The 19,145-nt window shown below is 44.7% G+C and carries 17 protein-coding genes; 6 read left to right on the top strand and 11 right to left on the bottom strand.

The window, feature by feature from the left end:
• The first annotated feature begins 88 nt into the window (after nucleotides 1–88).
• Entirely contained in the window at nucleotides 89–1,483 is a 1,395-nt protein-coding gene (locus H6F66_RS10765) for a D-alanyl-lipoteichoic acid biosynthesis protein DltD (protein ID WP_190420994.1), read from the top strand.
• 415 nt (nucleotides 1,484–1,898) lie between these two features.
• On the opposite strand, the gene H6F66_RS10760 is transcribed toward H6F66_RS10765, so the two are convergent.
• Complete coding sequence (locus H6F66_RS10760; protein WP_190420993.1) at nucleotides 1,899–2,291, bottom strand: hypothetical protein; 393 nt, start codon at nucleotides 2,289–2,291, stop codon at nucleotides 1,899–1,901.
• A gap of 171 nt (nucleotides 2,292–2,462) precedes the next feature.
• Here H6F66_RS10760 and pds point away from each other — a divergent pair, with 171 nt between their 5' ends.
• Nucleotides 2,463–3,923, top strand: a complete 1,461-nt coding sequence (gene pds / locus H6F66_RS10755) for a 15-cis-phytoene desaturase (RefSeq protein ID WP_190420992.1) — start codon at nucleotides 2,463–2,465, stop codon at nucleotides 3,921–3,923.
• Nucleotides 3,924–4,081: 158 nt separating this feature from the next.
• Entirely contained in the window at nucleotides 4,082–5,005 is a 924-nt protein-coding gene (gene crtB, locus H6F66_RS10750; protein ID WP_190420991.1) for a 15-cis-phytoene synthase CrtB, read from the top strand.
• Nucleotides 5,006–5,074: 69 nt separating this feature from the next.
• Here the strand turns inward: crtB and H6F66_RS10745 are convergent, their stop codons facing one another.
• The 3 genes from H6F66_RS10745 to H6F66_RS10735 form a co-directional block, all read right to left on the bottom strand.
• Nucleotides 5,075–6,529 (bottom strand): adenylate/guanylate cyclase domain-containing protein, encoded by a 1,455-nt coding sequence (locus H6F66_RS10745; protein ID WP_190420989.1) that lies wholly within the window; start codon nucleotides 6,527–6,529, stop codon nucleotides 5,075–5,077.
• A gap of 141 nt (nucleotides 6,530–6,670) precedes the next feature.
• Nucleotides 6,671–7,714, bottom strand: a complete 1,044-nt coding sequence (locus H6F66_RS10740; RefSeq protein WP_190420987.1) for a molybdopterin-dependent oxidoreductase — start codon at nucleotides 7,712–7,714, stop codon at nucleotides 6,671–6,673.
• A gap of 17 nt (nucleotides 7,715–7,731) precedes the next feature.
• The gene (locus H6F66_RS10735; RefSeq protein WP_190420985.1) at nucleotides 7,732–8,310 is read right to left on the bottom strand and encodes a thioredoxin family protein; all 579 of its coding nucleotides are present in this window, start codon (nucleotides 8,308–8,310) and stop codon (nucleotides 7,732–7,734) included.
• 129 nt (nucleotides 8,311–8,439) lie between these two features.
• Here H6F66_RS10735 and H6F66_RS10730 point away from each other — a divergent pair, with 129 nt between their 5' ends.
• The gene (locus tag H6F66_RS10730; protein ID WP_190420984.1) at nucleotides 8,440–8,967 is read left to right on the top strand and encodes a hypothetical protein; all 528 of its coding nucleotides are present in this window, start codon (nucleotides 8,440–8,442) and stop codon (nucleotides 8,965–8,967) included.
• Between the two features lie 516 nt (nucleotides 8,968–9,483).
• Nucleotides 9,484–10,224, top strand: a complete 741-nt coding sequence (locus H6F66_RS10725; protein WP_190421126.1) for a class I SAM-dependent methyltransferase — start codon at nucleotides 9,484–9,486, stop codon at nucleotides 10,222–10,224.
• Between the two features lie 61 nt (nucleotides 10,225–10,285).
• Here H6F66_RS10725 and H6F66_RS10720 read toward each other — a convergent pair whose 3' ends face one another.
• The 6 genes from H6F66_RS10720 to H6F66_RS10695 all read right to left on the bottom strand — a co-directional run bounded on the left by H6F66_RS10720 (nucleotide 10,286) and on the right by H6F66_RS10695 (nucleotide 17,624).
• The gene (locus H6F66_RS10720; RefSeq protein WP_190420983.1) at nucleotides 10,286–11,632 is read right to left on the bottom strand and encodes an alkaline phosphatase PhoX; all 1,347 of its coding nucleotides are present in this window, start codon (nucleotides 11,630–11,632) and stop codon (nucleotides 10,286–10,288) included.
• Nucleotides 11,633–11,838: 206 nt separating this feature from the next.
• Nucleotides 11,839–12,705 carry an NAD(P)-binding domain-containing protein gene (locus tag H6F66_RS10715; RefSeq protein WP_190420981.1) on the bottom strand — a complete coding sequence of 289 codons (867 nt, stop codon included), beginning with the start codon at nucleotides 12,703–12,705 and terminating at the stop codon, nucleotides 11,839–11,841.
• Between the two features lie 236 nt (nucleotides 12,706–12,941).
• Nucleotides 12,942–13,604: a class I SAM-dependent methyltransferase gene (locus tag H6F66_RS10710; RefSeq protein ID WP_190420979.1), complete on the bottom strand. Its 663-nt coding sequence runs from the start codon at nucleotides 13,602–13,604 to the stop codon at nucleotides 12,942–12,944.
• 98 nt (nucleotides 13,605–13,702) lie between these two features.
• The gene (locus tag H6F66_RS10705) at nucleotides 13,703–15,352 is read right to left on the bottom strand and encodes a M48 family metallopeptidase (RefSeq protein WP_190420977.1); all 1,650 of its coding nucleotides are present in this window, start codon (nucleotides 15,350–15,352) and stop codon (nucleotides 13,703–13,705) included.
• Nucleotides 15,353–15,503: 151 nt separating this feature from the next.
• A complete protein-coding gene (locus H6F66_RS10700) occupies nucleotides 15,504–16,544 on the bottom strand; it encodes a DUF1611 domain-containing protein (protein ID WP_190420976.1) in 1,041 nt (346 codons plus the stop codon).
• Between the two features lie 21 nt (nucleotides 16,545–16,565).
• On the bottom strand, nucleotides 16,566–17,624 hold the full coding sequence (locus tag H6F66_RS10695) for a dipeptide epimerase (protein ID WP_190420975.1): 1,059 nt from the start codon (nucleotides 17,622–17,624) through the stop codon (nucleotides 16,566–16,568).
• Nucleotides 17,625–17,934: 310 nt separating this feature from the next.
• Between H6F66_RS10695 and H6F66_RS10690 the strand changes: the two genes are divergently transcribed.
• Nucleotides 17,935–18,498 (top strand): NUDIX hydrolase, encoded by a 564-nt coding sequence (locus H6F66_RS10690; RefSeq protein ID WP_190420974.1) that lies wholly within the window; start codon nucleotides 17,935–17,937, stop codon nucleotides 18,496–18,498.
• Between the two features lie 2 nt (nucleotides 18,499–18,500).
• Here H6F66_RS10690 and H6F66_RS28330 read toward each other — a convergent pair whose 3' ends face one another.
• Nucleotides 18,501–18,806, bottom strand: a complete 306-nt coding sequence (locus H6F66_RS28330) for a DUF6464 family protein (RefSeq protein WP_347269363.1) — start codon at nucleotides 18,804–18,806, stop codon at nucleotides 18,501–18,503.
• Nucleotides 18,807–19,145: the final 339 nt, after the last annotated feature.

Below are 19,145 nucleotides of genomic sequence, written 5' to 3'. Positions count from 1 at the left end.
AACAAATACTTGGATTTATTCTATCTTGCTGTCAGGGATTGCACGGTATTTGGCAACGCCAGAAAGTTAGTTGACTAGATGAAACTCTATGATTTTTGCCAACTTAAGCTTTTTTTACCGCTTTGCTGCCATAATGACAGGCTGCCTGTTATTTATTGGTTGTTCTCGCACTCACCTAATCCAAGCTACCCCATCAAATGCGGTTGTCCAGCCTTTGGCCGCCACGACAGCGGCGAACATGAGCGATCGCTTGACGGAAGGAATAAATCAAGCTATGAGTGCTGCCCTCAAGGCTCAATCGGCTAAATCTGCCCAAGACTGGGATCAAGTTGCCGAAGGATGGTTAAGTGCGATCGCATCTTTGCAATCAATTTCACCAGATAGCCCCGAACGAGTCTACGCCCAAAAAAAAGTCACCGAGTACATGCGGTCTTTGGAGGTAGCCCAACAAAGAGCAGCGGCAACCAGCTATCAATCACAATACCCTACTTTTAATAACCAGTTGCTTGACAATCAGCTGGTACTTTATTTATCCTACGTGGCTGCTGTTGGCCCACCTGATATTTTAATTGTCGGCAGTTCCCGGTCTTTGCAGGGTGTTGACCCTAGACAAATGCAGCAAGCTTTGGCAGCTAGAGGGATTTCCGGAAAGAAAATCTTTAATTTTGGGGTAAATGGCGCAACGGCCCAAGTAATTGATTTTTTAGTGCGGCGACTCTTGACACAAGACCAGTTGCCTAAATTAATTGTGTGGGCGGATGGAGTCAGAGCCTTCAACAGTGGACGAACCGATCGAACTTATAACCTTATTTTGGCATCTCCTGGCTATCAGCGCTTAATAAGTGGCGATCGCCCCCAGAGTAGTTCTCCACCAGATGACCCAAATACCATCCACGCTAAGAGTTTGAACAACTTAGTTGCACAGAATCAGATAAACAATGTTGCTTCTAATAATGTTGCTTCTAATACTGTTAGTTCTTTCAACCTTTTGCCATCCAACAGTGAAAAAATAATAGCTCAGAACAATGTAGAAGGACTGACTACTGACTATTCCATAGCTGCTGTTGACGCTAATGGATTTCTCCCGGTAAATATCCGTTTCAATCCGGTAATTTACTATCGCCAAAAGCCGCGAGTTGCCGGACTCTACGATGCTGATTATGCTGCATTCCAATTAGGAGGTAAGCAAGAAGTAGCTTTAAATAACATGATGATATTCGCCAAACAGCGGCGAATTCCTGTAGTTTTCGTAAACCTACCTTTGAGTCAGGATTACTTAGATCGAACGCGCCAAAGGTATGAGCAACAATTTCGGCGATATATGCAACGACAAGCCACTGCTAAAGGATTTGTCTTTCTAGACTTATCTGGACAGTGGCGCAACCAAAATGGCTATTTTGCTGACCCCAGCCATCTAAATCGTTTTGGTGCTGCTGCTGTGGCAAATAGAATCGCCCGCGACCCCAGGATTCCTTGGCCTTGATAAGAATTTTTAACGCAAAGGTAAGCAATAATTTTCCCAGAATAATGCTGCTTCTTTATTACGTAAAGCGATTTCTTTGGCGTTAAATTAAAGGTAAGCCGAAATGAGAGATACATGGGAATTATTAATTCCTGGTAGTTTTGGATGAAGCTAAACGTCTAAAAAGTTATTTTAGTTGATAAAACAAGCAGACGAAATAACATCTGATGGGTAATTGGAACTGAGCGCATACTTAGCAAAAAGGCTCTGACAGGGAGTATCCCGTATTTGCACGCCCACAGACTGGAATCGCTAAGTATTTTTGCAAAACTGGGATGCACCCGCTCAGACATGGCGAGATTAAACACCACGCATCCCGCAATATAAGAAAATTTGCTAGTTTTTCGCGTCTAAAGAGCAGGTTTTTTATTTAAACCTAAAACTCCTCATCCTCATCATAAGAATTAGTATTTGACCACTGTTGAAAAGTGACTTCATGCTCATAATAAGCTTGAGGATTTGGCGGATAACAAAGAGTAAATTTAGTGTGCTTAATCCTAACTGTATCCTCCAAGCGGCTTTGAATCATAATCACTTTTTGTAATAGCCGCTTATAAACCACCATACTTGGACAAATTACCTCCAGTTCAGTCATCCCGTTGTCGTGACGAGTAATTCTCCATTCACAATGGCTAAACAACGCTTTGAGCGAGCCATTAAGCTTTAAATACAGGCGGTGTCGTTGATCCCGTACTGCTGCCAGCTCTCTAGAGAGTGCTGTATCTTGCTCAGAGAGCGGTTGAGGTGCATCGGGGTTGTCTTGACTCATCTGTTTCTAGGGACTGGAGATTGGAGAGGTGACTGGGGAGGAGGGAAAAATATCTTCCCAATTAGCAATTTCTAATTAGCACTTATTTTCGGCGTCTAGGTTTTGTTACGAAATGCAAAGTATAATGAGAGCGAGAAAACACGCTTTTCACCTATAAGGGTAGACCATCAAATGCGCGTTGCGATCGCTGGGGCGGGGTTAGCAGGACTTTCCTGCGCTAAATATTTGACAGATGCCGGACACACTCCCATCGTCCTCGAACGGCAGGACGTACTGGGCGGTAAAGTTGCTGCTTGGAAAGATGCTGACGGCGACTGGTACGAAACTGGGCTGCACGTCTTTTTTGGGGCTTATCCCAATATGTTGCAGTTATTCAAGGAACTGGACATTGAAGATCGATTGCAGTGGAAAGAACACACTATGATCTTCAACCAGCCGGAAAAACCAGGTACTTATAGTAGGTTTGATTTTCCCGATTTGCCTGCGCCCTTGAATGGGATAGTAGCAATTTTGCGGAACAACGATATGCTGACCTGGGGTGAGAAAATCCAGTTAGCTAAAGGTTTAGTTCCAGCGATGCTGCGGGGGCAAAAGTATGTTGACGAAACGGATAATTATACCTTTTCTGAATGGCTGAAGCGGCAAGGCGTAAGTGACGAAGTACAACAGGATATCTTTATCGCTGCATCTAAATCGTTAAACTTTATCAATCCAGATGAGATTTCGGCTGTAGTTCTGCTAACTGCCCTAAGAGCCTTCCTTCAGGAAAAGAATGGCTCGAAAATGGCTTTTCTGGATGGCTCCCCGACAGAGCGGTTGTGTCAGCCGATGGTGGATTATATCACCGAGCGTGGCGGTGAAGTTCGCTTGAATGCACCAATTAAAGAATTTTTACTAAATCCAAATGGCACGGTGCGAGGATTTCTGATTCGCGGGTTGAATGGTGCTGAGGATGAAATTCTCACGGCTGATATGTACGTCTCGGCGATGCCTGTAGACCCCCTGAAGGTGATGCTACCCCAGCCTTGGCAAAAGATGGAGTATTTTCAAAAGCTGGACGGTTTAGAGGGTGTCCCGGTCATTAACGTGCATCTGTGGTTTGATCGAAAGCTGACGCAAATCGACCAATTGCTGTTTTCGCGATCGCCTCTTTTGAACGTATATGCTGACATGAGCAACACTTGTCGCGGTTACGCTAACCCGGATAAATCCATGCTGGAATTAGTTCTAGCACCTGCAAAAGATTGGATTAGCAAATCCGACCAGGAAATTATCGATGCGACGATGGATGAGTTGAAAAAACTTTTCCCCGATCATTTCGGCTGCGATAACCCCACAAAATTGCTGAAATATCACGTCGTAAAAACGCCGCGCTCAGTCTACAAGGCAATTCCAGGCCGTCAACAGTATCGTCCGTCACAAAAAACACCGATTGCAAATTTCTATCTGACAGGCGATTATACAATGCAGCGTTTCCTGGCAAGTATGGAGGGTGCCGTACTTTCTGGTAAGCTGACAGCGCAGGCAATTGTAAGCGATCAGTCCTTAGTCGCCGAGCGTCAGTTGCCAAGCGTCAGCAGTCAGTCATCAGTCGTCGGTCGTCAGGGAACAGCTGTCAAGTTGCCAAGTTGAAAGTTTGGGTAGGGATTTTCGTTCTAACAACCTTCCAACCTGGCAACATTCAAATTTGACAACACAGAACCCACAACTGACAACAGAGGACAGACAACTGGCAACAAACAACGGACAATAGACAACTAATAACTGACCCACTTTTCAGCCTGCAATGAATGCTGCAACTGTCTAAACTCCCCCGCATGAGAACGCTGGCCTCAACAGAGGATGCCTACGAACTCTGCCGTCAGATTACGGCTAAGTACGCGAAAACGTTTTATCCGAGTACGCTGCTGATGTCAAAACCCAAGCGGCGAGCCATTTGGGCTATTTATGCTTGGTGTCGGCTAACGGATGAACTGGTAGACGGCTCCGAAGCCGGAATTACAACCCCTGAAACTCTGGATCGGTGGGAACAACAGCTGGAATCGGTCTTTGCTGGAGAGCCAGTAGATGACCCAGATGTGGCGTTAGTGGATGCGCTGCAACGCTTCTCAATAGATATTGAGCCGTTTCGGGATATGATCGCCGGACAACGGATGGATTTATATCGGAGTCGGTACAAGACTTTTGAGGAGCTACATCTGTACTGTTACCGGGTGGCTGGTACTGTAGGTTTGATGTCAACATCTGTGATGGGTGTCGATACCAAGCAGTACGTGACACCTTGGAATCAAGATGCTTATGTTCCCACACAGCAAGCGATCGCATTGGGAATTGCCAGCCAACTTACCAACATCCTACGAGATGTTGGGGAAGATTCCCGTCGGGGCCGGATCTACCTCCCTCTAGACGAATTAGCCCTCTTTAACTACACTGAACAGGATTTAATCAATGGTGTGGTTGACGAGCGCTGGCGCGAATTGATGCGATTCCAAATTCAACGAGCGCGTAAATTTTATAGGGAGGCAGAAAAAGGCATCAGCTATCTGAGTCCGGAGGTTCGCTGGCCTGTCTGGGCAGCTTTAATGTTGTACAGCCAGATTCTTGATGCGATTGAAAAAAATGATTACGACGTATTTACCAAAAGAGCCTATGTCCCTACTCCCCGAAAGTTGCTGAGTTTGCCCGTCGCTTGGTTGCGGGCGCAAGCACTGTAAGAGTTTTGAGTTTTGAATTCAAAACTCCGGAGCAACGGAAGTCTAGGGCTTTGTAAAACTCAACGTTGTTCAACCATCTAGTTCGTAAATGGCTACAGGTTCTTCTTTGCCCTTGACTCTGACAAACTTATCTACTAGGCGCAGGGGAAAGGTTTTCGGATGGCGTAGGGCGGTGACGACTGGCTGCGTTAATAAAATGCTGCTGTCGTAGTTTTTGGTCAGGCTCTCTACACGAGCGGCTACGTTGACTGTATCGCCTATAACTGTAGAATCGATGCGGGAGCTAAAACCGACTGTACCCATGACTACTTCGCCCCGGTGGATGCCAATGCCGATGTCGATGGTTGGCAAACCTTGATGACTTCGCTCCTCATTAAATACTTTTAGCCGTTGCCGCATAGCTAAAGCTGCTAGAAGGGCGCTATCGGTCGCTTCATCGTCAAATAACGCCATAATTGCGTCGCCAATATACTTGTCAATGAAGCCGCCTGTGCTGTCAATTACCTGCCCCATACAGGCGAGGTAATCGTTTAAAAAATAAAATGTTTCCAACGGTGTCATTTGTTCCGACATTGCTGTATAACCGCGAATATCGGCAAACAGGATGGTAATAATGCGTGTTGAGGCGAACCCTACATGGATATTTTCGATGCCTTCGGGTGCAATCACCAATAGAAATTTTTCTGGCACGAAGCGATAAAACGACTCGATGGTTTTCTCAAATCTGTTGAATAAAGTCTGTAGCGAGGCTGACATTTCGTTGAAGGCGATCGCTAGTGCGCCAATTTCGTCTCGACGGTGGATTTCGGCGCGATGTTCTAAATCGCCTGCGGCAATTTTGGCAGCACTTATTTGCAGTCGCCGCACCGGGTTACTCAATTGCTTTGCCAAAAGGTATGCCCCGAAAAGCCCGAAGGAAAGTCCGAAAACCCCAACTAAAAAGGCTTTTTCCACTGCGTTCGCTACCGCTTGATTTACCTGCCGCAAAGACATCCCAATCCGCAAAGTTCCGATTTTTTGCCCTGCTGAGTCGCGGATAGCTGCGGCAGTTTCAATTATTTTTTCCCCTCGACGCGCCCTTGTCTTGCTGTTGAAGCTAATATCCCGTAAAAGCGATGTTTCTACAACCAGAGTTTGATCATATACTTCCAGGGCAGATTCGGTAATTTCTACAGGTATAATATCCGGAAAAAACTGTTCTTGAAAATCGCTATGGCTGGCGGCAACAATTTGATTTGATAACCGTACATCTGATATTAGAATGTAAACAAAATCTTGGTTTCTTCTAGCAAGTGAATTCACACCCAGTCGGATCTGTCCCCAATTTTGATCCTGTAATTCGTTCGTCCAGGCATTAGATAAAGCTACCGTAAGTTGCTGAACTTCGCGCCGCTTCTGGTAGCGGTAAAGACGGCTCTCGTTCTTAGCCCACAGCCACACCATAGATGAGACAATCGCCACAATTAGAAGCGTTGTGGCGGTCATAATTTGGGTGTGAATAGAGCGGAACGCGGGAACCTTCATAATTCCTAGTTGCTAATTGCTAATTGCTAATTGGGAAAAAGTTTTACCTAATCCCCAGTCCCTAGTCCTCAGTCCCGAATCCCCAGCCCCCAGTCCCGAATCCCCAGTCCCCAGTCCCAAATCCCCAGCCCCCAGTTCCCATTATTTGCTGACTTCTAGTTCCTCAACAAAAGTAAGCCAGCGCTGATGTTGAGGTGCGCGTTCTCGATTGCCACCTGATTGTTGACAAGTGCTGCTTGTCGCCAGCGTTACCGGGCCACCCATTTTGGCAGGAATAGGGTCGAGTTTGTCGCCCCAGCGCGTGACAAGTAGAATGTCACACTCACGTATATCTTTTGCCAAGATACTAATCGGATTCTTGGCATCGCGGGAGGCTGGCGCTTTCCCCCGAAATACAACCGCACCAACTTCTGGCAGAGTCACGCCAGCAGCCGCCAGAACGTCTCGCACTCGCACACCCTGAAGTTTTACTTTGCTGATCGGCCAGCCAATTGGGTAGCCGACGGCTTCTTCAATGGTGACTTGTTCTAGTTGGTCGAGGTCTTTGGCGTTAAGCTGGCTTTTTCCTACTCGTAACTGTATTGGCTCGGTGCCAACTATCATGTTGGTAACGTAAAATGCCCAAAAGCGGTCGGGATAATTTTGCTGGAGTTGCGGGTACTTAGTATAGGGGAAAACTAGGGAAAGCGGGCCACCGTCGCTGCGGGAAATCGGTTTACCATTGCTTTCTAAGGCGATGATGATTGGGTACTTAAGCAAATCTTCGCGGCTAACTGTGGCTCGGTAGGCATCAAAAGATACAAAGGTAATTTCAGTAGCGGGAGTGGTACCCAATTCCAGCAGCTTTGAGATGGCAACGCCTCGATAGTCGAGAATTTCATCAGCTTTGTTGGTGTTATGAGGCGATCGCGTCTTTATACGGGTAGTTGCTAGGGCATCTAATTGTTGCATAGATAATCTTACTTCCCTAGCGGTTTGCCCCTGAATCGTTAGTTCCCACTGTTGTTGCTGCCGATTTTTTTTATGGGCAGCAATCATCGTCGTGTTTCGCGCGATCGCTTGTTTTCGCCATTCCTCCAACTGGGCATCTGTTGGACTATCCCCACATCCCGCAAGTAAGGCAAGCAAGCAAAGGCAAACCGCAAGAGGCGCAGAGGGACAGAGGGAGAATTTTTTAATTTTCATCCTTCATCCCTCATCCCTCATGAAAAATATGCTGGTGCATTTCCGGGTTTCCATTTGATGTTGCAGCCGATGCTGGGCTTCTGTATATCGGAGATTGGCTGACCTGCCAGGACTGCATCAATCGCATTTCGTAAATCTTGACCAGTTACAGGCTTATCGTTACCAGGACGGCTATCATCCAATTGACCGCGATACACCAAACTTCTGTTTCCATCGAAAAGAAAAAAGTCCGGCGTACAAGCTGCTGTGTAAGCCTTGGCAGTTTCCTGAGTCTCGTCATAGCACAAAGGAAAAGTGAATCCCAACTCTTTAGCCATTGCCTGAAGTTGGTCGGGGGCATCATCCGGGTAGTTGCTGGCATCGTTGGCACTGATTGCCACGATTCCAAGATTTTTATCTTCGTAATCTTTGCCAATTTGCGCTAATTGTGCCTCTACGTGCTTGACAAATGGACAATGCTTGCAGATAAACATCACCAATAATCCTTGTTTCCCTTTCATGGTGGCGAGGGAAATTGTTTCACCAAAAACATCCGGTAGTTGGAAATCGGGGGCTAATGTGCCTAGCGGCAACATGGTTGAGGCAACTCTTGCCATTATATGCACTCCGTTTTTTAACTGCGCTCCCACCTATATTGCTCTACGGGAATGCAAATTGCTATAGCGGGTAGCGATCGCACTCGTTGTATAGTACATTTGTATCATTAAGCTAATCCGAGCCTCGACATGAGAAAAGGGCAAGCAAACCTCAAAGTAGTTCCACTCTTAAGCGGCAAATCAAAACGGCATCCCGCACAGTTGGATTCTCAGCAAAAATGCGTTTCATTGCAAACTATTACCACTACTAAAGCACTGCCACAATCGACAGCTAACTCATCGAGGTTTATTCCATCTTTGCCAGTAAAAAGCTACAAAGAACTGCTACAGCAACGGCTGAATGACAGATTGAAAAGCTTGGAGGCACAAGCACAACGCATCAATCAACTTTCAAGTGAGTTAGATGCGGCAATCCTTGAACTCCAAGACATCTCCACTCAAATTAACGCTGAATTGAGAGCCATCAACAAGAAGGCTGAAATTTGCGAATACAAAACAAGGGCTGTTCCTTACATGAAACAGAAGCAAGATGGGTCATTAGTGTTAACCACGCGACCAATTGATTTATACAAAGCTGAACGGGAAGCAGCTTTCGTAGCACAGAAACTACGGCGACGAACCAGAAGAAAACGTAGCGATGCTCTAGGGGAATTTTAAGTAGGTTTTGTTTGGTGGGCATCCCCCACCAAACACCATCTAAAATTAAAAAATTGTATTGAATGTTACTAAAAAACGGCTGTTATACGGGAATTGTTAAAATAATAAAAATCTTTCTTAAAAAAGATTAAAGCCTAATTTTTTCTCATCAAAAGTATTCTATCATAAATTTTAAAGTAAAGTCTAGAGGTGGGAAAACCTTGTCAGTTTTAATAGTTTATATATCAATTCTCAATAGGATGCGATACATCTGTTGTTTTATTATGGACACGCAACTTATAAGCCAAATAAATAAACAAACTTGCGTATTTTCTTGTTACCTCCTCAAGTCTTTTTGATTTGATTTATAGCAATCCTTGCCATAGTTGTAAAATTCTCCCTCGTCTCTTTCTCTGAGTTTTCTGCGTCTCAGCGGTTCGTTTTTTTTACAAATCAAATAGGGCTGCTATAGTGAAAAGTTGTTAGTTGGTGCTACTTGTGAACGAAACTAACTCAAAAGACACTCCCCTACACGCAATGAATCCCCTCTCGCGATTTTCAGACAGGGCGGCGGATTATGCGAAACATCGACCGAGTTATCCAACCCCTGCCATTGACGTTATTCTGGAAGGATTGGGAGAACCTTCGCAACTCGTAGCAGCAGATATTGGTGCGGGTACGGGTATATCTTCACGTCTTTTAGCTGAACGCGGGGTGCGGGTAATTGCCATCGAACCAAATGCAGCGATGAGAGAAGCTGCATCGCCACATCCGTTAGTAGAGTTTCGTGAAGGGACAGCGGAAGCGACTAATTTACCGGACGCATCAGTTGATTTGGTAACTTGTTTCCAATCTTTCCATTGGTTTAATCCGGAACCAACTTTGCAAGAGTTTCGCCGCATTCTTAAATCCAATGGTAGATTAGCTGTAGTGTGGAACGATCGAGAGTGCAATGAGGAATTCACAGCAAATTACAGCTGCATAATTCAGGCTGCATCGAACAATCATCCAGCAGAAAAGCGGATGGTTTGTGCAGATCCGCTTTTCTCCAATCCCCATTTCCCTAATGTCCGCTGCCTAACTTTTGAGTATCAGCAAGAGTTAGATTTAGAGGGATTAATTGGTAGAGCGCAAAGTGTATCCTACATTCCAAAAGAAGGACAAGTACAACAACAACTCATCTCTGATTTGCAAGAACTATATGCAGGCGCTTGTAATGAGCAAGGCTTTGTCTATTTGGTCTACAGCACCAATGTTTACGTTGCAAATAATTGGTAATCGGGGCTGATAATTGTAGAGACATCATAAAAACGTCTCTACAATTATCAATTACCAATTCTTATCCTCTTGCCCAAGGCCCCCAAATAGCAAACGTGATGCCTGGGGTTTGAATATTAACAAACATGGTCTGTCCGTCAGGTGAAAAACAGGCACCAGCGAACTCTCTATCATTGATCGCATTCCGAGCAAATTGATAAAGTTCGCCCTTTTGAGTCACGCCGACTACAAATTGCTCGTCGTCGCCATCTTCACAGAGGATCAAATCGCCAAAAGGAGCCACAACAATGTTATCCGGGCCCTCTAATACATTTTCATTGTTTGGTTCAACAAATAGTTCGAGAGTGCCGCCTTCTTGTGCATTTGTACCAGGAACGTAGCGCCAAACTTGGCCCAATTCTTTTTCTCCACCATCCGTGCAGCAAAAGTAAAATTCACCTTTGCCGTACCAAATTCCTTCCCCGCGTGTAAATTGGGCTGCTCCCTTGCTAAAACCTTGGGCGCGAGTGCTTTCTGGTGTAGCAAGACGATTGAAAGTATCCGTATCAGGATCAGGATTGTCAATGCGAACCCATTCAACTGCCATCGGCTTACGCACCGGGAAATTAGTTTTAGTAATTGCCTGGGGCATTCCTTTAATTTTCAAAGCTTCCAAAACACCGCCTGCCACAAGGTTGCCCGGTTGATTTGGAATGAAGCGATAGAAGAGACTATCTCCTCTATCTTCAGTTTCATAAACAATTCCAGTTTTGGGATCAACTGCAACTGCTTCGTGGTTAAAACGCCCCATTGCTCTTAGAGGCACAGGAACCACATTTCTTTTTGCATTCGCCGGAACTTCAAAGTTATAACCGTGACGTTTCTCGACATTGCCTGTCGTATTAACTGGATCGTTTGTAGCGGGAGTCGAGGTATTTTCTTCACAGCTAATCCACGAACCCCAAGGAGTAGGGCCACCCGCACAGTTACGGTAGGTTCCCGCTAGGGAAGCATAATGACTCTTTAATTGGCGATCCGGCCCTACGATCAGTGTTGTTGTGCCACCTTTACAGAGATTATCGTACTTGAGTCCGGCAACTTGGGTCGTGGAATTCGGGCTTAATTCGTGATTGCGAACTAAGATAGTTGTGTTATTGGGGCCGGGGAACGCAGCCATGCCATCGTGACCACCCGGTACTGGGTTACGATCGTTCATCATGTCCCCGGTGCGTGAGAAGGCGCGATATTGAAATCCGCGTGGTAAATCTAACAGACCATTGGGATCTGGAATAAGCGGGCCATAACCTCCCCCACTCACTGATTGACCGTTGGCTACTCTGGTATAAAGAGCTTCTAGAGGGGACATTAAAACAACACCCGCAGCACTTGTGCCTGCTAAGGTGAAGAATTGCCGCCGTGATAAAGACATGGTGTTCTCCGGATTTATGCGTAGAACAGCTTAATTGGCGTGCATCAACCTTAGGCAAAGCTTTGATTAACTTCTAGTTAATTCTTTGTTCAGGAATTATTATGGCTTGTACAGTTTATTTTTTCTAAAGGAATTTTTAACGCTGAGGGAGGCAGAGGATTATTTGCGTTAGCGAAGCGGCGCGACAGCGCTACCTTTACGTTAAATTAATTATTTTTGGGATTAATAGCAGAAAATAAGGCTGAATAATCGTCATCAGCCAAACCCATATTTTGTGCTATTTCTAAAATTTGGCGAATGCCTTCCAAACTGCTGACGTTCAACCCCTCTGACTTAGCTTCAGTAAGAAATAAGTTAGTATCTTTCAGCAAATGTTTAGTCGGAAAGTTGGGATTTTCATAGTTTCTATCTAACATTCGCTGCAACTTTTTATCAAATGTTGGTGCGTAGAGGGCGCTTTGTCGCAGAATTTGCATAAATTTCTCGACTTCGACACCTTGATTCTGAACAAATCCTAAACTTAGTGCAAAGGTACTTGTTAAAGAAGCTATCAGTTGATTAAGCGCTAATTTGACAGCAGCAGCAGCACCAATTTCACCAATATGCAGGGGTTCTGAACCAAAGTTTTTTAGTAATGGCAACCACTTTTGAAATTGTTCGCCAGAAGCCCCCACCATTACCATTAATTTACCTGCCTCGGCTTCCGGAATACTTCCCAGCACGGGTGCTTCGATATATTCGCCACCAGCAGCAACAATTTCAGATGCGATCGCTTTACTGTCACTTGGCGAAATCGTCCCCATTTGAACGACTGTGCGACCTTTTAATTCTTGTCGGGAAGCTTCGGACAATAAAGTATCATGAATTGCTGTAGCATTTGTCAGCATCAAAATTACGCAATCAGACTCGCGAATTGCCTCTTGCGGGGAGTCAGCAATTTTAGCACCCGCATCTCGTAAAGGCGCTAGTTTCGATTGGGTGCGATTGTATGCAACCACCGAAATTTTAGCTTCTAACAGCCTTTTAACCATCGGCTGTCCCATTAACCCAGTTCCTAAAAATCCTACTTTCACAATTACCCTGACCTCTAAAAACTGGTGTTAGACTCTAGGGTTGGCAATGCCGCCCCGACTAAATCTTAAGAATAAAAAAGCAACAGGGTAGGCATCATGCCTACCCTGTCAATACCACTTATATTAAAGTACGATTTCCAAAAATTGTCAACGTTATTTTGAACAAAGTTAAAAGTTTTTAGAAAGCTGTTTTATCTTTAAAACAGCTTCCTATTGATGTTAGCAAAAGTCATAAATTAGGCATTCCAAAATCGTTCTGCTGTCCAATGGCGATCGCTTGATTGATAAACTGTAACATTGGACACTCCAGCCTGTTGCACCAAATTGTTCACCTCATCCAGCGTAAAGGCGGCGTGGAGAGAATCGCGGAATAACTTTTTCTGGTGTTCGTTGTACTCTTCCCCGATACTTTGAACCAGAGAATTGATAATTTCCTCACTTGGAGGATGAATCAAGTCTCGGAGGAGAATTGCACCATTAGGCTTTAGCACTCGCTGCAATTCTTGTAAAAAAGGCAGTGGATTTGGCAGGTGATGGATAAGGCTATTGGAAATAACCATATCAAATTTACTATCTTGATATGGTAAGTGCTTGGCATCAACTAATTCTAAACTTATTTGTTGTTGCAAGCCTGCATTCTCTACATTATTCCTGCCGATTTGTAGCATAGATTCTGCCATGTCAATGCCGATAATTTGCCATTGACTTCGCTGCTGTGCAATTAAAATAGGAATTCGCGCTGTACCAGTTCCAGCATCGAGAATTGTTGCAGTTGGGGACTCTATTAACTCAATGGCACGGTGAGCAAAAGCCGCATTTATCTCAGTGAAATCCATTGCGTCATATTCAGCTGCTTCTTCCCAACTGTCCATGACTTCGGGTTCTAATATTCTTTGCATGGCTGATTACTAATTACTAAGTAGCTGGAGACCATTATTTGTAGTTACCCATCCAACCCATATTAATGTTGGGTGATGTTCCTAAATCCAACCTACATCTAATTGCGATCGCGTTGTCGTTTGCGTTCTTTTTCCTTCTTCTTAGCCTCATTTAAGAGTTGTTTCACTTTAGCCTTGATTTCATTGTGTCGCGCTACTCCTTCATAAGCATAGCGGTTGTAACCGTTGCCTTCAATCAAACTTTCCAAATAACGAATCCGCTCATCGGTGACAGGATGAGTTGAGAGCCAAGTAAAAATTGGGCGATCGCTATCCTCCTCTTTCAGCGTTACCGTCAGATTACGCAACCCATCAGCAGCATATCCGGTAGCAGCAATTAGGCGAGTTCCGAGAATGTCCGCCTGACGTTCCATGTCGCGGCTGTAGTCGGAAACGATGAGATTGGTGACAGTACCTCCCGCATAGGGAATAAATCCTGTAACGCTAGAAGTAAGATTTCCTTGCGTTACCAGTTGAAACCCGTGAGATAATACAGCATGAGATAATTCATGTGCCAATAAACCAGCTAATTCTGCTTCTGATTTAGTGCGAGTAATGGCACCAGCATTTACAAAAACTTTGCCGCCTGGGAGAGCAAAAGCATTTAGTTTGTCATCTAAGACAACGTAAAATTCATACTCAAAATCACTGCGTCCCGCGACAGTTGCCAGTTTATTTCCTACGTCGCGAACGTATTTCAACACCTCTTCATCTTCAACTAAAGGCAATTGGCGTTTTGCCTGTTTTGTTACCGATTCACCAATAGCAGATTCGCCACGCAACATTAATACAGAAGTTTCAACAGCAGTTAGAGGCCCATATAAACTGCCAGTAATTGCATAGCTTAAAGCGCCTGTGATCGCATTAGCGATCGCATTCCCTCTCAACTCGGCGCGAAGATGCCTTCTGTAACGTTTCAAATTCTCATCCGCCAAAGTTGCAAATTCAGCCGCCTCCGGATGATTCGGGTTTAATAAAGCAAATTGACGCGCCGCCAGCGAAGCTTCTAACCACGCCTCTTGCTTTCTGTAAGCTTCAATTTTTGCTTTGAGTAAGGTTGGTTCGGCGGGATATAAAGTTGTTGCTTTCTCCAGAATTTGTAAAGATTCTTTCGTCTTGTTATATTCTTGCAATGCTTTGGCGTACTGCACATGACCGGGAATAAATTCCGGATACTGTTCTACCAAAAATTGTAGCGGTACGAAAATTTTACTTTCCAGCTTTTGTTCTAAACCAGCTTGCGCCTCGCGCCAGTAAACTTTACCCGCAGGCGGTAATAGTTGTGCATCGGTAATTGGATCTTTGCGTTCAGCCTTTTGGGTCGCATTAGCAAATGGCGCTTTAACTTCCCGATACAGCTTTTCTGCTTCAGCAAATTGTCCCCCCAGATAAAGACTATCAGCTTCAATCAGTTTTTGCTGCTTGGCAATTTCTTCTGGAGTCGGTTCCGGTTCCTCCTCTGCTTTTTCCTCGGTGTCGGACTCTGGTTTGGTGTCTGGCTTTTGGATAGCTTCCGAACCCGGTTGCGGTTCCGCCTCTTGGGCCGATGGTTTAACTTCGGGGGTGGTGGTTTCTTCTGGTTTAGTTTCAGTCTTCTTGGGAACTGGAGTGACTATTACCGTGGGAGGCGATGTCGGTTCAGCTAGCACCGTTGCGGGAGAAGATGACAACAAGACAAGAGCAACTAGGGAATTCCAGACAGGTTTCATAGTGGTGGATAGTATATCTATTTTTCTATTAGTGTATTCATATTTTGCCAAATGTTTGAAGCAATGCGCTAATTACAACAGATAATTTTAGAAATTGGAAAACAAAATATCTATCTTGATAATTCAACCCCTAATTGTTAGTTGTCTTTGACTAATTATTTATAACAGCATCTAACAGCAACTCGGCACCAAAACGAACTGCATCTGTGCAAGGTAAATTAGTGTCTGTCTGTATCTGCGCGATAACTTGCTGTGCAGTTGTAGTGTCCAAGTGAGCAGTGTTAAGAGCGATCGCAACCACCTTCACCGCCGCAAAAGCACCACCAGCTACCGCTACTGTCTCGTAAAGCTTTATCACCTCTGGCAACGGCGGTATCGTCACATGAGGATGATTGCGAATAGTTGCTTGTTGCGCTCGATGCACTAAAATTAATCCCGTTGGTTGCGTACCGCGCAACAGTGGCAGCGTTGCTGTTGAACTGGGATGCAACAGCGAACCTTGTCCCTCAACAAACAAAATCTCATACTCTTGCCCAAAACGCATCACTAACTGCTCAACTGCACCAGCGGCAAAGTCCACACGCACGGCATCTAGCGGCACACCATCACCCGCTATCATTAAACCAGCTTGACCAGTAGCAAGAAACTTAGAACGTAAACCCCGTCTTGTTGCTGCTTTATTTAGTTCCAAACTGGTTGACATTTTGCCAACACTCATATCTGTGCCAACAGTGAGGACACGCTGACAAGAAAGCGATCGCGCCAAACCACTTGCTATTTTTAAATCTGTTGGCTCCTGGCGCACATCCCAAATCCACTGTCCCTCTTTCAACAATGCCTGAAGTTCCGGTGATGCCATCGGGGTATGCAGCCCATTCACCACCGACAAACCCCCAGCCACCGCCTGTTTCACCTCTTGCCACCATTCCTCCGGTAACGCACCCCCAGACGGCGCAATCCCAATTACAAGTACATCGGGTGCGTAGGTTAGCGCCTCTGTAACTGAAGCCACAATTGGAGCATCACACTCAATACCAGTCAATTGTCGCAAAGATTCGCCCGCACACTGGCGATCGATTACCACCACTGTTGGCGATTCACTGTAACGTAATAGCGCCAATCCAGTTTTCCCATGAATGCCGCGAATCCCTTCATGCAGCAGAATTGCAACTCGATGTTTAGGATTTAGCATTTAATTTTTAATTTCTAATTTCTAATTTTTACTTATTCCCAACCCTGGCAAATCATTCGGTAACAGTCGCCCATCTTGCAACGATGCACCTGTAAAAGGATCGTCTATTAAATTTAGGTGAGAGTCTAAATCCAGATAATCAGCTAGTGGCGAAAGCTGCGCTGCTGCCGTATTAGAAATAACGCTGTCAGAATAACAACCAAACATCACCTGCAACCCACAAGCTTTCGCTGTATGCACCATGCGAATCGCCTCAGTCAAACCTCCACATTTCATTAATTTGATATTAACGCCATGAACTTTATCTGCGAGTAGAGGTATATCCCTACTGGTAAAACAACTTTCATCGACAAAAATCGGGAGATGCGATCGCGCTTTTAGTTCCCGTAGCGGCGATTCCCCCATTACCCCTAAATTTTCTCCTCGCGGTAACGGCTGTTCCACATATTTAACGCCTAGACGCGATAGCCAAGCGCACATCATCACAGCATCTTCCAAATTCCAACCACCGTTGGCATCTACACTCAAAATTGCCTCTGGCGCTTCTTCCCGAATTGCCATCAACATCGCCTGATCTGCTTCAATGCCCAGCGAACTACCCAATTTTACCTTTAAAACTTTTGCCCCAGTCAGTTGTCGCCAGTCACGCGATCGCTCTACGGCTGCTGTCGGAGAATTAATCCCAATTGTGACAGAGGTCGGGACAATCCGCGAGCAATCCAACCCCCACAACCGCCACAGAGGTAATCCCAACCGCTTTCCCATCCAATCGTGCAATGCCACATCAATTGCTGCTTGCGCTGAGGAAGGAAGAAGCGCCTCTTGCAACACACTTTCAATCTGCTGCCTCTCCCAGGTATGAAATTTCTCCAAACTTGGAGCAATTTGCTGCAATTGCTCCAGAATACTCTCTGTCGTTTGTCGCTGTTCTCCGATGGAAAAGGGCGTTCCTTCCCCCCATCCCTCAATCCCATCTTCAATTACACGTACCCACACATTAGTCGTCTGCGCTGTCGTACCGCGACTGATGGTTAAAGGAAATCGCTTGTTTACTGTGAAGGTTTCAATACTAATTCGCATATTATTTCTTGTATCCTTCTTTTCTCGTCCTCTGTCACCCAACAGAGTTGGAGAAGAGTTCCAAATTGATTGTTAACGCGATAGTACAGCAATTCAAGGGTTCGGTGCGATACATCTGTAGGGACATGGCAATGCCATGTCCCTAAAACCTTGATGGCATTCCCACTGTTTACCAACATCAGAACCGCAATATATTCTACCCAACTGAGAAACGCTATAAAACAGGTATCTAACCTGTTTTATAATGGCAGGCGAGACACCTGCCCCACGGTAAATTAAGGTGTATGCCGTTTTTTATCTATTCTCTTATATGAAACCTCTCAAAAAGTGGAAAATTCTTAAATCAAAATTGGTTGTTGACAACCAATGGTGTAAAATTCGGCAAGATGAAATAGAATTACCTACTAAACAAATAATAGACGACTATTTTGTAAATATTAGACCAGATATTGCTGTGATTTTACCAATAACCCCACAAAAAGAAATTGTTTTTGTGCGGCAATATCGCCATGCAGTCGAAGAAATATTATTAGAACTTCCGGCTGGGGCTTTTTCAGAATCAGAAGATAGTATTGTTGCCGCCGCTAGAGAATTAGAAGAAGAAACAGGCTATGTGGCTGACCAAATAATTAAACTAGCGACGTTATACGATAACCCGCCCAAAGACACTAATAAAATACATTTATGTTTAGCTGAAAATGTTCAGCAAAAAAGTAAACAAAAATTGGATATCACCGAAGACATTGAAGTTGTGTTAATTCCTATAACAAAAGTTATGGAATTAATAACCAAAGAAGAAATTTGTGTTTCTGGAACAATTGCGGCTATTTTCTTGGGTTTCAATTATCTTTCTGGGCGTACTGTTACCGAGTAAAATTAATTATATTCCCTTGATTGATAGTAGTAACAATCTTGGCAAGGGCCACTAGGATTAATAGCACAACGGATGTAAGGAGAGTGGGCATTAAATTGACAAGTTATATCGCCAATTAAATAACCAACTCCTTCAATATAATGCTGATCTATAGAAGTTGACATTCTCTGCAACTCTCTAGCAGATACCCTCCGCATAGCCGATCTCAACCGCGATCTCGTTCGTTCCTCTGCTTTACGCATCGCCCACATTGAGATCAACAGTGGCATCAACCCTAGAGAAAAAATAATGAGGATCGTTACCGACACGCTCCTTTACCTCTTCTTAATAATCACCGAATTTTACCCGATTCAGATAGTCGTGCATCAGGTCTGATTTCAGGTTAGCTAATTTCCCCGAAGATAATAAAAGCTTAAACTTAAATTTAATATAGCGTTTCTCAGTTGGGTAAAATATATTGCGGTTCTAACGTTCGTAGGGGACTAGCATTGCCATGTCACTACAGAGGTATCGCATCCAACCCTTGAATTGCTATATAGAACCCATTTGACATCTTTTACTATCTTGAAGTACAGTTACCGCAAAAGCCGTATCCAGCAGTCATGCCGTACTCTAGCAGCCTAACAGACGAAGAGTGGGAAATCCTT

The sequence above is a fragment of the Trichocoleus sp. FACHB-6 genome (genome assembly GCF_014695815.1).
Lineage (GTDB): Bacteria > Cyanobacteriota > Cyanobacteriia > Cyanobacteriales > FACHB-T130 > Funiculus > Funiculus sociatus.
This window is presented reverse-complemented; position numbering and strand designations above follow the sequence as displayed.

What these genes read in the sequence shown, in the direction of transcription:
- H6F66_RS10765 (WP_190420994.1), top strand. Translation starts at nt 89, where the DNA reads ATGATTTTTGCCAACTTAAGCTTTTTTTACCGCTTTGCTGCCATAATG.
- H6F66_RS10760 (WP_190420993.1), bottom strand. Translation starts at nt 2,291, where the DNA reads ATGAGTCAAGACAACCCCGATGCACCTCAACCGCTCTCTGAGCAAGAT.
- pds (WP_190420992.1), top strand. Translation starts at nt 2,463, where the DNA reads ATGCGCGTTGCGATCGCTGGGGCGGGGTTAGCAGGACTTTCCTGCGCT.
- crtB (WP_190420991.1), top strand. Translation starts at nt 4,082, where the DNA reads ATGCTGCAACTGTCTAAACTCCCCCGCATGAGAACGCTGGCCTCAACA.
- H6F66_RS10745 (WP_190420989.1), bottom strand. Translation starts at nt 6,529, where the DNA reads ATGAAGGTTCCCGCGTTCCGCTCTATTCACACCCAAATTATGACCGCC.
- H6F66_RS10740 (WP_190420987.1), bottom strand. Translation starts at nt 7,714, where the DNA reads ATGAAAATTAAAAAATTCTCCCTCTGTCCCTCTGCGCCTCTTGCGGTT.
- H6F66_RS10735 (WP_190420985.1), bottom strand. Translation starts at nt 8,310, where the DNA reads ATGGCAAGAGTTGCCTCAACCATGTTGCCGCTAGGCACATTAGCCCCC.
- H6F66_RS10730 (WP_190420984.1), top strand. Translation starts at nt 8,440, where the DNA reads ATGAGAAAAGGGCAAGCAAACCTCAAAGTAGTTCCACTCTTAAGCGGC.
- H6F66_RS10725 (WP_190421126.1), top strand. Translation starts at nt 9,484, where the DNA reads ATGAATCCCCTCTCGCGATTTTCAGACAGGGCGGCGGATTATGCGAAA.
- H6F66_RS10720 (WP_190420983.1), bottom strand. Translation starts at nt 11,632, where the DNA reads ATGTCTTTATCACGGCGGCAATTCTTCACCTTAGCAGGCACAAGTGCT.
- H6F66_RS10710 (WP_190420979.1), bottom strand. Translation starts at nt 13,604, where the DNA reads ATGCAAAGAATATTAGAACCCGAAGTCATGGACAGTTGGGAAGAAGCA.
- H6F66_RS10705 (WP_190420977.1), bottom strand. Translation starts at nt 15,352, where the DNA reads ATGAAACCTGTCTGGAATTCCCTAGTTGCTCTTGTCTTGTTGTCATCT.
- H6F66_RS10700 (WP_190420976.1), bottom strand. Translation starts at nt 16,544, where the DNA reads ATGCTAAATCCTAAACATCGAGTTGCAATTCTGCTGCATGAAGGGATT.
- H6F66_RS10695 (WP_190420975.1), bottom strand. Translation starts at nt 17,624, where the DNA reads ATGCGAATTAGTATTGAAACCTTCACAGTAAACAAGCGATTTCCTTTA.
- H6F66_RS10690 (WP_190420974.1), top strand. Translation starts at nt 17,935, where the DNA reads ATGAAACCTCTCAAAAAGTGGAAAATTCTTAAATCAAAATTGGTTGTT.